This window comes from Flavobacterium cutihirudinis (assembly GCF_003385895.1).
GTDB classification, from domain to species: domain Bacteria; phylum Bacteroidota; class Bacteroidia; order Flavobacteriales; family Flavobacteriaceae; genus Flavobacterium; species Flavobacterium cutihirudinis.
The window spans coordinates 1,131,657-1,147,338 of the sequence record NZ_QRDQ01000007.1 but is presented as its reverse complement, the minus strand read 5'-3'; the positions used below and the strand labels follow the sequence as shown (position 1 = coordinate 1,147,338).

The following is a 15,682-nucleotide window of genomic DNA, read 5'->3' as shown; positions in this document are numbered from 1 at the left end:
ATCTTTAAACCATAAAAAAAATTACTTATGAAAAAACTATTTGTTTCAATTTTTGCTATTTCATTGCTTTTTTCCTGTAATAAAAGCACTAAGTCTAACTCAGATAAAGCTTTAGACGAAAAATTTGATAAATACAAAGATGGCTTTGTAACTGCTTTATGGGAAATTAATCCTGGTTGGGCTTCCGGAGTAGGATATCATAAATTTGACAATGTTTTGATTGTTCCAAATGCTACAGAAGAAAAAAAACAACTTGATTTTGCGAATGCGCAATTAGATTCATTAAAACAGTTTAAACTTGAAGATCTGTCTGACAATAATAAGACTGATTTTCAGATGATAAAAAGTCAGCTTGAAAGTACCATTTTTAGCATTAAAGAACTTAAATCATCTGAATGGAATCCTTCAGATTATAATGTTTGTGGCGCTTTTTCTGAAATATTGAATGGCAATTACGATTCATTAGAAAATCGTCTTCGTGCTTTCAGCGCAAAAATGGACAATGTTCCTGCTTACTACGAAGCTGCCAAAGCCAACATAAAAAATCCTACGATAGAACATACAGAACTTGCAATCGCACAAAACTTAGGCGGTTCTACTGTTTTTGATGTTGATCTTAATGCAGCTTTAGAAAAAAGCAAACTAACTACTGTTGAGAAAAAAGAAATAACAGAAAAAGCTAAAATTGCTAAAAAAGCGATTACTGATTATGCAGATTGGTTGAAAACAACTCCAAATAAAACACCTCGATCTTTTAGACTTGGTTCAGCATTATATGCTAAAAAATTCAATTTTGATATTCAATCAAGCTATACTGTTGATGAAATTTATAAAATTGCAATGGATCATAAAAAAGATTTGCACGAGAAAATGTTTGTTCTTGCAGATAAACTTTGGACGAAATACAAAGGAAATGAGCCAAAACCAACTGATAAACTTGAGTTAATTAAACAAGTTATTGATAAAATCTCTTTACAACATACTACTCCTGAAAAATTTCAATCTGAAATTGAAAAGCAAATCCCGGAATTAACAGCTTATGTAAAAGCTAAAGATTTATTATATATAGATCCATCAAAACCGCTTGTTGTACGTAAAGAACCAGCTTATATGGCGGGTGTAGCTGGAGCATCAATTTCAGCTCCTGGACCTTATGATAAAAACGGCAACACATACTACAATGTAGGAAGCATGTCTGGCTGGACGGCTGAAAATTCAGAAAGTTATTTACGCGAATACAACGACTATATTCTTCAGATTTTAAATATCCACGAAGCAATTCCAGGACATTACACGCAATTGGTTTACAGCAACCAATCGCCAAGTATCATTAAAGCGATCTTAGGAAATGGCGCTATGGTAGAAGGGTGGGCAGTTTATGCTGAAAAAATGATGTTGGAAAGCGGTTATAAAAATTCAGACGAAATGTGGTTGATGTATTACAAATGGAATTTAAGAACTACTTGCAATACCATTTTAGACATCAGTGTTCATACTAAAAACATGACTCAGAAAGCCGCTATAGATCTATTAACAAAAGAGGCTTTTCAGCAGCAAGCCGAAGCTGATGGTAAATGGAAACGTGTAACGCTATCTCAAGTACAATTATGCTCTTACTTTACAGGATATACTGAAATTTATAATTTAAGAGAAGAATTGAAGAAACAAGAAGGAGATAAATTTAACCTGAAAAAGTTTCATGAGAAATTCTTAAGTTTTGGAAGTGCTCCGGTTAAATATATCAAGGAATTAATGCTTTCTAAAGAATAAAATTTGCAACTATTTTAATTAAAAAGGTTTGATGGGATTTATTTCTCATCAAACCTTTTTTCTTTATATTTTGAATGAACTTGAAAGATAAATAAAACATGAGAATTAAACACAATCTTGTCATTTCGAGGAACGAGAAATCTCCACGAGAAGCTCGATAAAGATTGGGATTATGTTGCGGAGTTTCTTGCGAAGATTTCTCCTTCGTCGAAATGACAAACAGCGTGAATAATTAATTGTTTGTAAAGATTTTTTTTGATTTATATCTGGACAACAAATCGTTTTCCATCTGGAACTTTACTTTTTTATAAAACTCGCAACTCTAAAACTATTAGTCATCAATAAATATCCTAAAACTGATTTACAAAGATAAAAAATGATCCATCCTGATTTTGGATAATCTTTGAATTGGGTTTTGTCATGAAAGAAAACAGCAATTTCTCTCAATAAAATCGGAAGATTTTCAATAAAAATAAATCCTCCAATTACAATGAGAGCAATTGCAATTATTTTATTTTCATTTGATTGTATTTCAATAGTTTCAGTTTCAAAACCTTTCTCAAGTTTTAGTTTCTCAATTATCCAAAGCGTTTTAAAAAGAAAGGTTCTTATTATCAAGCAAAAAAATAAAATCGCAATCAGAATACTCGAAAACAAAACAACCAAATTCTTAGAATCACCATTTTCATAGATAAAATAAAGATTGGAAATCAATTCTGGCAAAACAGTTAAAATCCTGTATACCATCCATAATCCTAATATTTTTATTAGGATTGTCCAAAAAGTTTTAATTGACATTTAAAAAAAATTAATTCGTTTCTACTTCAAACAGCTGTATCTGACTTTTCAATCTATCAATCAATAAATTCATCATACGTTTATTTAGACTTGAAGAATTCTGAATATAAGTGTCATATTCTTCAATCGTAAAAAGCGCCATGACAATTCCTTTTAGTGAATTTCTGAATTTAATATCTTTCTGAATGGAATTTTCGATAGTCTGAAGTTTTTTCTCTACTGAGTAAGAATAAAAATCAGCTTTGTTTTTATTGACGTAATTAATGAAAACTGCAATAAACAAATCATTTTGAAGTTTTAAAATGGGTCTAATAGTTTGGTTTTGAAACAATTCGTCTGCCGAAGATTGGTCACTGACAGTTCCTAAAGTTTCACCTCTAAATTCTCTTAAAAAAATATCTCTGTCTGCCATGTTTTTTCTTTAAATTTAGAAAAAATTAAAATACAAAATTTAAATTAAGACATTAGTTAGTTAACAAAATTCAAGTTTAATTGTTTAAAAGTACTATTAGCTTAAATATGATTTTAAAAATTTATTATGATCAAAAACTCTTTCCTTCTTCTTATTTTAATTGCGATTTCTTTTATTTCTTGTAATTCTAAAGAAAACAAAAGCGACTACAAAGAAATCGTTTATCGCGCCGTAAATCAAAAAGACACTGCTATTTTGGCCATCAAAATCAACGACAAACGTTTTTATGGCCGTTACGAAATACTTTATCATCAGTTAGGAAAAGATTCAGGCGACGTAAGAGGAGATATTAAAGAAAATAAACTTACGGGCGATTTTCATTTTATTTCTAACGGAGGAAGCTGGAAGAGAGTTCCAATCGCTTTGCTAAAAAAAGACAAGAAATTAATTTTAGGAACCGGCGTAGTAGGAACTTACATGAATCTTCCTTGCTTTATTGAAGGAACATTAAATTATAATGATCCGAAGTTTGTTTTTGAAGAGGTTGGGAAATAGTTCTTTTGTTTCAAGTTTCAAGTTTCAAGTTTCAGGTTTCAGGTTCAACTTTGCGCAATGCAATAACTTGAAACCTGAAACCTGAAACAAAAAAACTTAACTTATCTATCAAGACGTCCTATCTGCGAAGGCAATTCGAATATTTCAAGATCGAAATAAATTACCGAAGCCATAATATGATCGAAAATATCCGACATGATATATTCGTAATTCGCCCAGCGTTTATCACTTGAGAAAACATAAATTTCCAATGGAACTCCGTGCGCTGTAGATTGTAGCTGGCGGCACATAATATGCATGTTTTTATTAAGACCCGGATGATCTAATAAATACTGCATAATATATTTTCTAAACAAACCTAAATTGGTCATATTTCGTCCGTTAAGCGAAAGTGACTTATCAATTCCTCGAAGATCATTATACTTTTCGATTTCGGCTTGTCTGGTTTCGATGTAAGAAGTAATAAGCTGAATTCCTTTCATATGATTAAGATCATCATTATTCAGGAAACGAATACTGCTGCTTTTAATTAGAATATGCCTTTTGATACGTCTTCCTTCAGAATTCTGCATTCCGCGCCAGTTCTGAAAAGAATCTGAACTTAAAGCATACGTTGGAATCGTCGTAATTGTATTATCAAAGTTTCGGACTTTTACCGTTGTCAAGTTTATTTCGATTACATCTCCGTCGGCACCAAATTTATCCATGGTAATCCAGTCGCCAATACGAACCATATCGTTTATGGCAACCTGAACACTTGAGACAAAGCCTAAAATTGTATCTCTGAAAATCAAAATAATAATAGCCGAAAGCGTACCCAAAATGGTCAGTAATTCGCTTTGTTTGATTCCAAATAAAGTCGAAATAATCATGGCTGAACCAAAAATCCAAAGCACGATCATGATAACCTGAACAAAACTGTCGATTGGCTTGTCGCTATATTCCGGTTTTTGTTTTAAATAATCTCGTAGTGAATTGAAAATCGTACGAACGATCCACAATCCAAGCAAAACGATATAAATACCAACTATTTTTCCGAAAATAGATTCCCAATATTCATATTTATCCAAAATGACAGGAACCGCCTTATAAATAAAGAAAAACGGAATTAAATAAGCAGTGTATCGCGTGGTTTTATTCTGAATTAAATAATCATCAAATTTAGTTTTAGTACGTTGCGCAAAAACAGCGGTCAAGGTCACTAATATAAATTTGGCAGCATAGTAAATAACATATGCCAATGCCACCAAAATGGCAATATTAAAAATAAGACTGGTATAAGACGCTACGTTGCGACTCATTCCCCAATCTCGAAAAAGCGGGTATAAGAAGTTAAATATTTTATCCAAAAGCTTATGCATTTGCTTTATTCTCTAAATATTTTTTCTCGATGTAAAATGTTCCAAACGGAATAAGAGAAGCAATCAGAATAATTGCAAATGTTTTTAAATCCCAGTTTTGAGATTTTTTCAATAAAAAAGCAAGGATGATATAACCAATGAACAAAACACCATGTGTCATTCCTAACGGACGTAATAAAGTGTGATAAAGTTCAGGATTATTATTTTTGATAATCAACATATTAGCAAATAAAACTAAATAAGAAATTCCTTCTAAAATGGCTGTAACTTTAAAAATCTTAAGCATGTATCTATTTTTTTGTGTTTAAAGCAGCAAAATTAAGTATTAGGATTGGTTTTTGAGTTATGTGTCAGTAAAGTAATTTACTTTTGTATTCTTAAACTTTGATAATGAGCAAACGCGATTTAAAAAAATATTTAGCCGATTTAACCAAAGAGCAATTGGAAGAACTGCTTATAGAATTGTATGAAAAATTCAGTCCCGTAAAAGTATATTACGACTTTGTTTTTAATCCGAAGGAAGACAAATTGCTGCAGGAATCCAAGGTTAAAATTTCTCACGAATATTTCCCTATAAAAAAGCCGGGTGCAAAATGGCGTCCGAAAGCAAAAATGCGTCGTTCTGTAGCCCAGAAAATTATCAAACATTTTATTTCATTAGGTGTCGATTCTTTTGTAATTGCAGATTTGATGCTTTACAATATTGAAATTGCACAAACTTATTCTTCTCAAAACTTCATCAAGCAGGAATTGTTTTACAAAAGCATTTTAAATTCTTTTGAGCAGGCCGTAACTTTCTCTATTTCGAATGGTATTTTGAATGAATATAAATCACGAATTGAAGGTATTTATAAGGAGACTTTGCAACAAAAATGGAAAAATAAGTACGAATTTGAGGCTATTTTAGACAAAATTGACCTCTAAAAGCACTTCCCATAAAAAATCTTAGTTTAAAAAAAACATTTATTTTAGGTTAAAATAAGATGAATAACTGTTTTTTCGGTGTATTTTTGCAAAAATCCAAAAATAAACAATGTCTCAAAACACTTTAGAAATAGAAAGAGAAGAGAAAAAAGAGCTTTATGCGTACCAAAAAGGCGATATTGACGCCATTTTTGATCGCTTAGATAACGCTCCTCAAAAACATCATTTATTGTATCAATTGCCTACAGGAGGTGGGAAAACAGTAATTTTCTCCGAAATTGTACGCCGTTATTTATCCAATAATGACAAAAAAGTTGTGGTTCTAACACACCGTATTGAGCTTTGTAAACAAACTTCAAAAATGCTGAAAGGCTTTGGCGTAAGCAATAAAATAATCAACAGTAAGGTAAAAGAATTACCGGACCAAAATGATTTTTCTTGTTTCGTAGCTATGGTTGAAACATTAAAAAACCGTATCAATGACGAAAAACTTCATTTGGATAATATTGGTTTGGTTATTATTGATGAGGCGCACTACAATTCTTTCAGAAAATTATTGAATTCATTTAAGAATGCTTTCATCTTAGGTGTAACAGCAACTCCTCTAAGTTCGAATATTAAATTACCAATGCACCAAAGTTATGATGAGCTTATCGTTGGTGACACAATTGGTTCGTTGATTGAAAAAGGATTTTTGGCAAGAGCTACTACGTATAGTTATGATGTTGGTCTTACTTCTCTAAAAGTAGGTATCAACGGTGATTATACCGTAAAATCTTCTGATGATTTGTATACCAATACAATGATGCAAGAAAAATTGCTTCATGCTTATACAGAACGTTCTTTGGGTAAAAAGACACTTATTTTCAATAATGGTATTCACACTTCTTTATATGTGTATGAAACTTTTAGAGAAGCGGGTTACGATATCAGACACCTTGATAATACAAGCAGTCCTGAAGAACGAAAAGATATTTTACAATGGTTTAAGAAAACTCCAGATGCGATTTTGACTTCGGTTGGAATTTTAACTACAGGATTTGATGAACCAACTGTAGAAACTATTATTTTAAACAGAGCGACAAAATCGCTAACTTTATATTACCAGATGATTGGTCGAGGATCTCGTAAATTGCCAGGAAAAGACGAATTTACAGTAATCGATTTAGGAAATAATGCTGCTCGTTTTGGTTTATGGAGTGAGCCTGTAAACTGGCAACATATCTTTAAATCTCCTGAGTTTTATTTGGAAAACCTAAGAGATGATACTGAAATCGAAATGTTCTTTAAATACAGTATGCCACCTGAATTACGAGCGAAATTCAGTAAAACTGCCGAGGTTACTTTCGATATTGATGAAGAACACAAACTGGCGATCAAACAAAATTTGCGTTCGAAAATTGTTTTGGATAAATCGTTGGAACAACACGCAGCAATGTGTGTAGACAATACAGAAACACTTCAGGAAGCAAAAGCTTTAGGAAAAGAACTTGATGATGATATTGAGTGCAGAATTAAACGTTTTGCGAAATGTTTAAGTCAATGCAGTAAAAATTATCGCGAATGGCTTCTTGATGATTACAAGAAGAATCTAACGCTTTTGATTGGTAAAAAGTACCGTGAAAAAATCATGAACGAACCGGATTGATAAATTTTTAAGTTCTAAATGTTTCAGGTTTCACGTTTCAAGTTGTTGGAACCTAAAATACAGATTATCAATATTAAAAGGAGAAATGGCATTTCTGAGTAAATGTCATTTCTCCTTTAAACTTATAAAGTTTTGGCGTAACTTGAAACCTGAAACTTGACCCAAGGCTGAAAGCCGAACAGGCGAAGCAAACAAAAAACTAACAAAAATATAAAGATGTCTAAACAATTCACAACATTAGGAATTTCAGCACCAATTTTAAAAGCTTTAAGCGAACTTAATATTGTTGAAGCAACAGAAATTCAGCAAAAAACGATTCCGTTGCTATTATCAGAAAGTCACGATGTTGTTGGTCTGGCCAAAACCGGAACAGGAAAAACTGCTGCTTTCGGGCTTCCTTTGCTACAGTTGATTGATACTACTTCGTCAGTTGTGCAGGCAGTGATTTTGGTTCCTACCAGAGAACTTGGACATCAGATTTTTAGAAATTTAGAAGATTTTTCAAAATACATTCCAAATATTTCAATTGCAGCTACATGTGGAGGAATTCCGATTAAACCTCAAATTGAGCGTCTAAGCAATCCCACTCATATAGTAGTGGCAACGCCGGGACGATTAATCGATTTAATCCAAAGAAAAGCAGTTGACCTAAAACAAACACAATTTCTAGTTTTGGATGAAGCTGATGAAATGGTTTCTATTCTAAAAGAAAGTCTGGATGAAATTATTGCAGAGCTTCCAAAAAAACACCGCACTTTATTATTCTCCGCTACTTTGCCGGGAACAATTAAACAATTGGTACAAAATTATTTGAACAAAAACGTAGTTCAGATAAGTGCCGACATGGAAACAACCGGAAATCAAGGAATTGATCACGAATATATTGTCGTTGATCCAATTGAGAAACTCGATGTTTTAATGCATTTTCTAAATTCAAGAGAAGGCGAACGCGGAATTATTTTTTGTAAAACTAAAGCTGCAGTAAATAAACTAGCTAAAAATTTAGCAATAAACCGTTTTTCTTCAGGCGCTATTCACGGAAGTTTAACGCAAGGAATTCGTGATCGAATTATGGAGCAGTTCCGTGAAGGACATATCAATATTTTAGTAGCTACAGACCTTGCTGCCAGAGGAATTGACGTAAAAGAAATCTCGTATGTTGTAAATTACCATTTGCCGGATACTTATGAAAATTACGTACACCGTAGCGGAAGAACCGCAAGGGCAGGAGCAAAGGGACTTTCATTAACTGTTTTACAGGAAGAAGAAGTTATTGAAATTCCTGATTTTGAAAGAGAACTTGGAATTAAATTTACCAAATTTGAGAAACCTTCGGCATTAAGCCTTGAAGAAAATAATACACTTTTGTGGGCAAAACAAATTTTCAAAACAAAGCCAAATCATGATATTTCATCAGATTTAAAAACAAAAGTAAAAACTGTTTTCCACCACTTAACAAAAGACGAACTAATTGAAAAATTATTGGCTAATTACGTCCTTCAAAACAAAATCGATGTAGTTGAAAAACCTGTTAAAAAATTCAAAAAGTAATATTCTAGATGATAAATTTATCACATGAAATATTAAACGAGGCTTTATCTTTTTCAATGGAATTTGGAGAAAATTGGCTTGTGCCCATTAACAAAAGACTTTCAAAAATTTATCCAGGACTTTCAAATAAAGAATTAGATAATTGCGATTTAATTTGTAAGCAGGTAAATAAAATTGCAAATAGCTATGTTTATGATAACCCAATTTTAACTGATCAAAAATATAGTTTTGTAAATTTTGAACAGTTTGAGATTTTTATAAATGCACAATTTGACTGGATTTCAACTAAAAATCTCACCCATTTATATAGCCAAAGTTGTTATTATGCATCAAAATAAAGAGAATAAACAATATTTCAAAATAGATCTATAAACCTGTTAAAAAATTCAAAAAGTAACAAATCTGACAATTGTCATTGGATATTAAAGTTGTATATTTATAAGGAAATATTTTATTAATCCTACTTAATAAACAACATATATGAAGATCGTTATTATAGGAGGTGGCTTTGCAGGAATCAATTTAGCAAAAGAACTTGTAAACCACCCTAAAATACAAGTAACCCTTGTAGACAAAAATAATTACAACTTTTTTCCTCCACTTATATATCAGGTTGCGACTGCTTTTTTAGAGCCTTCAAGTATTAGTTATCCTTTTAGGAAGTTCTTTGCAGGAAAGAAAAACCTTCAGTTTCGTTTGGGCGAACTGGAGTCTGTAGTTCCTACCGAAAACAAGATTGTTTTGAACAACGGTGAACTTACTTATGATTATCTGGTGTTTGCCACAGGTGCAGAAACCAGTTATTTTGGTATGGAAAACGTTATGAAAAACGCCATTCCGATGAAAACCTTAAATGATGCCATCGAAATGCGTAATGCGTTGCTTAAAAACCTTGAAAAAGCTGCAATCTGCAAAGATATGCGCAAACGTCGTAAACTTTTAACTATTGTAGTTGCCGGAGGTGGACCAACAGGAGTAGAAGTTTCTGGAATGTTTGCCGAAATGCGAAAAAATATTCTGCTAAAAGAATATCCAGAATTAGAAACATCGGCAAGTAATGTTTATTTGGTTGATGGAGGAGATGCGCTACTTTCGCCAATGAGCGAAGCTTCTCAAAAAGATACTTTGGAAGCTTTGACAAAACTAGGCGTTGTAGTTAAGCTTCATACGCGTGTTACTGATTATGTTAACGATACCGTATTTTTTGAAAATGGGGAAACCATTAAAACGAAAAACTTAATCTGGGCCGCTGGAGTTTCTGCTAAAATTTTTGAGGGAATTCCAAAAGAAAGCTACGGCCGTGGAAGACGTATGGCGACGGACCAATACAATAAAGTTAACGGATTTGAAAATATATACGCAATTGGTGACACTGCCATTTTAGCCGGAGATAAAAATTTTCCTGATGGACATCCACAAGTTGCTCAAGTTGCTATACAGCAAGGAATTAATTTAGCCAAAAACTTTATGAAAATGGCCGACAATAAACCATTAAAACCTTTTGAATATAATGACAAAGGATCGATGGCAATTATCGGAAAAAATAAAGCAGTTGTAGATTTACCTAGCCCGAAATGGCATTTTAAAGGTTTCTTTGCCTGGGTTATCTGGCTGTTTATCCACTTGATCTCGCTGATAACTTATAGAAATAGATTGCAAACTTTCTGGAACTGGATGGTTGCTTATTTTGCAAGTGATCAATCGCTAAGAATGATTATTCGACCTGATAAAAGACAATCAGCAGAGTAAATTTAAAATATTCAATTTTTGAAATTTCAAATTCCAGGATTGAAATCAATAAAAAAACAGAATCTATATTAGATTCTGTTTTTTATTATTTTAAGTTTAATTCAAAACTTCTTCAGCTGTGGTAGGATCAATTACTCCCAAAATCTGATTTACGGAATTGGCTGGAAAACCACCCAATTTAGCATGCTCATAAATCATTTCTTCATTTGGCGCAATATAGATACAATAAATTTTATTGTTTGTTATATAACTGTTTACCCATTGTATTTGCGTTCCTAGTTGTTTTAATACTCCACAGGACGCTTGTGAAATACTTTGAAGTTCATCTGATGTAAGTTTGCCAGCATTTGGGATCTCTCTTTCAATAACATATTTCGGCATAATAATTCGAAATTTATTCCTACTCGTGTGGCTTTTCGGTTTCGCCCCGTTTTTCAAATGGTATCTGGATTCCATTTAATTTTAAGCACTATAAAATTAATAAATTAAAAAACCATAAAACATTTATATACAAGGTTTTAAATAGAAAGAGCCCAAAAATTAATTTTATTCTAATGAACAATGGCAACATCATCTCCAGAACCTAATTCAACCTTTTTCTTAATAAATCGCTTTCCAATATTCAGAACAATAAAAGCAACAAAGGTTGTAATAGTCATAATAAGAACCATAGGTGCTACAGAATCCTTAACAAAGATTCCAACAGCAAAAGACGCAATAGATCCTAAGCCTAATTGAATTGCGCCCATTAAAGCTGAAGCACTTCCGGCATTTTTAGCAAACGGAGCCATAGTAAGTCCGGCAGTATTTGGGTTTGAAACCCCTAAACAACCTAAAAACACAAATAACATTGCTATAGTCTCGTATAATCCTAATAAATTATTTAAAGAAAGTACAAGGAAAACAATACTAACAATAGACTGTAAAATTAATGCTCCAAAAATCATCTGCTCACTTGAAAATTTCTTCAATAAAACCGAGTTCAACTGACTGGAACCAATGAAACTAACCGACATAAAGGCAAAAATCCATCCGTAGGTTTTAGCATCAACATGATAGATATCCATAAATATGATAGGAGAGGCCGCTACATAGGTAAATAATCCCGAAAAAGCGATTGCTCCCGTAAATGCATACGTATAAAATTGCGGCTCTTTAAGGACTTTTAAAAAATTAGAAATAATAGGTTTTGGTTTTAATGAAATCGTAGTATCTGGTTTGTAACTATTTGGTAAACCAATTTGAGAAGCCAACAAAATAGCAATTCCCATAAACATTAAGATAAAGAACACCGTATGCCAGCCGTAATCTTCTGTTACATAACCACCAATCGTTGGTGCAAGCATTGGAGAAAGCCCCAGAACAAGCATTAAGAGTGAAAATACTTTAGGAATATCTTTTACAGGAAACAAATCACGAACCATTGCAACAGAAGCAACTGTTGCAGCACAACTTCCAATTGCCTGAATGAATCGTAAGAGAATAAACGAATCAATATCAGTTACATATGCGCAACCAAGCGAAGCCAATATATAAACCATCAAACCCACAAATAAAGGTTTTTTACGTCCAAAACGGTCTAATAATGGTCCGTAGAGTAATTGTCCTGCAGAAATTCCGATAAAATAACTAGACAAACTCATCGAAACTTTAGCAACAGTTGTGTTCAAATCCTTTGCAATATCAGAGAAACCAGGCAGATACATATCAATTGAAAAAGGCCCAAGTGCAGTTAAAGAACCTAAAATGAGTATAAGTTTAATGTATTTTTTTGTTGTCATTTTCTTAAAAAAAACTAATAAATTTTCTACAAAGGTAGAGTTTTCATAACTTGTAGAGTTCTTAAATAATATTAATGGTAAATTTTAAGTATAAATACCCTTAAAGTTTGCAGAACAGATTTAATAATCTAAAAATTTAAACAATTATGAAAAAGTACATCTTATTATTAGCGATTCTATTTTCTTCAATATCTTTTGCACAAACAATCACTTCAAAACAAGAAGATGCAAACGTTGAGCAATATGAGCTTCTTAAAAAAGTAAATGAATATTATCCGGACATCACGTTGAGCAAAACAGTCACAAATTTTTATGCCGATGGAAAGATTATAGATTCGCAGCAACAATTTGATTTAAAAGGAACAAAATTTTCAAGCTACAAACTCGGAATTGAACCAGGAAATAAAAAAGTCCAATTTGAATATGTTTCAGATGAAACTGGAAAAGTTTATGGCGATGTTTCTGTTTTTAAAGGAAATGTTTTGCGAACAACTTTTTCAGAAAAAACAAATCTCATTGAAGTTTCGTTGAACGGTAAATCTGTTTATTTGAAAAAAATATAATTAATTTTCAAATATGAGAAATTTGAAGCATCACAATTATACGTGATGCTTTTTATTTGATTAATCTGTGAATTCACGAATGCTTATAAAACGCATATTTGATAAAAAGTATTTTATTTTTTCAAATATGCGATTTTCAGCTTAAGAATAAATCTTGAATTTGTAAACTGTAGTCTGATTGAAAATTTGATCATTTGAAAAAAATTAGAAAAGTTATCAATAAAGAGTAAGATGAAGCATTGTATAATCATAACAGAGAAATATTCGTTTGTAATTGGATTTGGGTCATTTATAACGATATCATGTTTGAACTATAATTTATATTATGTAAAATAGAATATTTAAGAATTCTTTTCCTAATGATGCATTCAGTCATTGTACATTCTACAGATCGCTTTCATGAAACTTAAAATTCAAAAAGCAATACTCTATCATGTAATTATTTATAAAAAAAATGTATATTTAAAAATGCCAAAGTCATGAAACGAATCCACACATTAAGATTTTTAAACGTAAAAAAAACATTTTAAAGCCTTGAAATCACTAAATCTTAACATTTCTTTAAAATATTTATATTCTGTCGAACTTGCTTTCATTGTAAGACTTTATTTTATTATTTTTACATTCGATACTTCAAAAAAATTATCAGACGTATGAATACAATTGCTGAGCATATTGCAGATTTTTTAAAGGAATACCCGCCATTTGATAATTTAACTTTTCAGGAATTATCAGATATTGCAACCAATATTCGCGTACTCAATTTAGAAAAACACACCGTATTATTTCAAAATAATGATGTGCTTCATGATAGTTTTTATGTTGTAGCTTCCGGCGTAATAAATTTAACCACAATTGCCGATGCTGAAGAAACTATTATTAATAAATGCCATGAAGGTGATATTTTTGGATTAAGACCGTTTTTTGCCAAAAACAACTATATGATGACGGCAAAAGCCCGCGAAGAAAGTATTGTGTATGCTATACCAATTGCCGTTTTCAGACCTTTTGTTGCGAATAATTCGGATGTTTTGAATTTCCTTTTGGAAAGCTTTGCGACTAATTCAAGACACACAAAAGACAGTGTAAATTCAAACGGAAAAGTAATTTCTGACACTTCATTTTATGTAGATCAGCAATCAGAATTACAATACATTCAATCATTGAATTACAACAATTCTCCTCTAACAACTGAAGCTAATCATGTTGTGAAAGATGTTGCTATTCTAATGACTGAATCTATGGTCGACAGTATTATTATCTGTGAAAAAAATCGCCCAATTGGAATTGTAACAGCAACAGATTTAGCTTCAAAAATTGCGACTGGCCGCTATCCTATCACTGAAACAATTGACAAGATTATGTCTTCTCCAGTTGTTACCGTTATTGAAAATGTATCTTTAGCGGAAGCGCAATTGCTTATGCTAAAACATAATGTTACACATTTATGTGTTACTAAAGACGGTACAAGCAAATCTGCTGTGAAAGGAATAATTTCTGAGCACGATTTAATTGTTGCTCAAGCAAGTAACCCTGGTGTATTAATCAAAGAAATTAAGCGTTCGCAGTTACCAAAAGATTTAAAACAAATCAGAGATCGTTTATCAGATTTGATTCAGAATTCGATTCAGAAAAATATTCCGATTTCCCATGTTAGCAATATTGCGAGCGAGATTAATCTGGCTATTATAAAAAGATCTGTTGAATTATCAATTTTAGATCTGGGCTCCCCTCCTGCTCGTTTTGCATGGTTAAGCATTGGAAGTCAAGGACGTAAAGAACAATTATTACTTACAGATCAGGATAGTATCTTAATTTTTGAGGATGTTGCTCCGGAAAAATACAGAGAAGTTAAAGATTACTTTTTGCGATTAGCTAAAAGAGCTACTTCAATATTAGAAAAAGTGGGCTACGAATTTTGCCCAAATGGACATATGGCAAGCAATATGTTGTGGTGTAAATCACTGACAGACTGGACAAAACAATACAACAGTTGGATGAATACTCCAGGTGAAAACAGTAATGATTTGAGCAGTATTTTCTTTGATTATGAAATCGTTTTTGGAGAACCAAAAATTGAAGAAGTAATAGAAAATGTAATTTTCAAGAACGCTGTCAACAATACACTTTTCTTCGACTTTTTAGGTAATGATGCGTTGAAAAAGAACTCTCCTTTGAGCTTTTTCAAGAAATTTATAGTTGAAGAAGAAGGTCCGCATAAAACAAAATTTGATATTAAAACCCGTGCATTAATGCCACTTATTGATGCTGCGCGTTTGTTGATATTGAATGCAAACATTAAAGGAATTAAAAATACCTATTTAAGATTTAAACAATTAGCCATTACAGACTCTAAAAATGCTGAAATCTACCTAAGCTGTGCTGAAGCTTTCTTAATACTTTCAAAATTTAGAACTGTTGAAGGTTTAAAAAATGACGATTCAGGACAATATATAAATTTGAGAGAAATGTCTAAAACAGACAAAGAAAAGTTAAAAAATGCCTTGACCCCAATGAAAGATCTTGAGGAACTAATTAAGAGTAAATTTCAACTTACACAATTCTCGTAA

General features: G+C 32.0%; 15 protein-coding genes. 9 read left to right on the top strand and 6 right to left on the bottom strand.

The window, feature by feature from the left end; all coding sequences use genetic code 11:
* The first annotated feature begins 27 nt into the window (after window positions 1-27).
* Window positions 28-1,770, top strand: coding sequence for a DUF885 domain-containing protein (locus tag BD847_RS04970; protein ID WP_115887143.1), 1,743 nt, complete (start codon window positions 28-30; stop codon window positions 1,768-1,770).
* 297 nt (window positions 1,771-2,067) lie between these two features.
* On the opposite strand, the gene BD847_RS04965 is transcribed toward BD847_RS04970, so the two are convergent.
* Both BD847_RS04965 and BD847_RS04960 read right to left on the bottom strand, forming a co-directional pair.
* Entirely contained in the window at window positions 2,068-2,568 is a 501-nt protein-coding gene (locus BD847_RS04965) for a hypothetical protein (RefSeq protein ID WP_115887142.1), read from the bottom strand.
* Window positions 2,569-2,578: 10 nt separating this feature from the next.
* On the bottom strand, window positions 2,579-2,980 hold the full coding sequence (locus BD847_RS04960) for a glyoxalase (protein ID WP_115887141.1): 402 nt from the start codon (window positions 2,978-2,980) through the stop codon (window positions 2,579-2,581).
* A gap of 126 nt (window positions 2,981-3,106) precedes the next feature.
* Between BD847_RS04960 and BD847_RS04955 the strand changes: the two genes are divergently transcribed.
* A complete protein-coding gene (locus BD847_RS04955; RefSeq protein WP_167443821.1) occupies window positions 3,107-3,535 on the top strand; it encodes a hypothetical protein in 429 nt (142 codons plus the stop codon).
* Between the two features lie 101 nt (window positions 3,536-3,636).
* Here BD847_RS04955 and BD847_RS04950 read toward each other — a convergent pair whose 3' ends face one another.
* Together BD847_RS04950 and BD847_RS04945 are read right to left on the bottom strand one after the other, a co-directional pair.
* Window positions 3,637-4,896, bottom strand: coding sequence for a mechanosensitive ion channel family protein (locus BD847_RS04950; RefSeq protein WP_115887139.1), 1,260 nt, complete (start codon window positions 4,894-4,896; stop codon window positions 3,637-3,639).
* Window positions 4,889-5,182, bottom strand: a complete 294-nt coding sequence (locus tag BD847_RS04945; protein ID WP_115887138.1) for a DUF3817 domain-containing protein — start codon at window positions 5,180-5,182, stop codon at window positions 4,889-4,891. The genes BD847_RS04950 and BD847_RS04945 overlap by 8 nt, the downstream gene beginning before the upstream one ends.
* A 104-nt stretch (window positions 5,183-5,286) precedes the next feature.
* Between BD847_RS04945 and BD847_RS04940 the strand changes: the two genes are divergently transcribed.
* The 5 genes from BD847_RS04940 (at window position 5,287) to BD847_RS04920 (ending at window position 10,768) form a co-directional block, all read left to right on the top strand.
* Window positions 5,287-5,820 (top strand): DUF6155 family protein, encoded by a 534-nt coding sequence (locus BD847_RS04940; RefSeq protein WP_115887137.1) that lies wholly within the window; start codon window positions 5,287-5,289, stop codon window positions 5,818-5,820.
* Between the two features lie 109 nt (window positions 5,821-5,929).
* The gene (locus BD847_RS04935; protein ID WP_115887136.1) at window positions 5,930-7,468 is read left to right on the top strand and encodes a DEAD/DEAH box helicase; all 1,539 of its coding nucleotides are present in this window, start codon (window positions 5,930-5,932) and stop codon (window positions 7,466-7,468) included.
* Window positions 7,469-7,684: 216 nt separating this feature from the next.
* Window positions 7,685-9,019, top strand: a complete 1,335-nt coding sequence (locus tag BD847_RS04930) for a DEAD/DEAH box helicase (protein ID WP_115887135.1) — start codon at window positions 7,685-7,687, stop codon at window positions 9,017-9,019.
* An 8-nt stretch (window positions 9,020-9,027) separates the two neighbouring features.
* On the top strand, window positions 9,028-9,357 hold the full coding sequence (locus tag BD847_RS04925; protein WP_147298494.1) for a hypothetical protein: 330 nt from the start codon (window positions 9,028-9,030) through the stop codon (window positions 9,355-9,357).
* A 142-nt stretch (window positions 9,358-9,499) separates the two neighbouring features.
* Window positions 9,500-10,768 carry an NAD(P)/FAD-dependent oxidoreductase gene (locus BD847_RS04920; RefSeq protein WP_115887133.1) on the top strand — a complete coding sequence of 423 codons (1,269 nt, stop codon included), beginning with the start codon at window positions 9,500-9,502 and terminating at the stop codon, window positions 10,766-10,768.
* Between the two features lie 96 nt (window positions 10,769-10,864).
* Here the strand turns inward: BD847_RS04920 and BD847_RS04915 are convergent, their stop codons facing one another.
* Both BD847_RS04915 and BD847_RS04910 read right to left on the bottom strand, forming a co-directional pair.
* Window positions 10,865-11,149, bottom strand: coding sequence for a DUF4242 domain-containing protein (locus tag BD847_RS04915; RefSeq protein WP_115887358.1), 285 nt, complete (start codon window positions 11,147-11,149; stop codon window positions 10,865-10,867).
* 170 nt (window positions 11,150-11,319) lie between these two features.
* Window positions 11,320-12,549: a multidrug effflux MFS transporter gene (locus BD847_RS04910; protein ID WP_115887132.1), complete on the bottom strand. Its 1,230-nt coding sequence runs from the start codon at window positions 12,547-12,549 to the stop codon at window positions 11,320-11,322.
* Between the two features lie 146 nt (window positions 12,550-12,695).
* Here BD847_RS04910 and BD847_RS04905 point away from each other — a divergent pair, with 146 nt between their 5' ends.
* Together BD847_RS04905 and BD847_RS04900 are read left to right on the top strand one after the other, a co-directional pair.
* A complete protein-coding gene (locus BD847_RS04905; RefSeq protein ID WP_115887131.1) occupies window positions 12,696-13,112 on the top strand; it encodes a hypothetical protein in 417 nt (138 codons plus the stop codon).
* Between the two features lie 653 nt (window positions 13,113-13,765).
* Window positions 13,766-15,682, top strand: coding sequence for a DUF294 nucleotidyltransferase-like domain-containing protein (locus BD847_RS04900; RefSeq protein WP_115887130.1), 1,917 nt, complete (start codon window positions 13,766-13,768; stop codon window positions 15,680-15,682).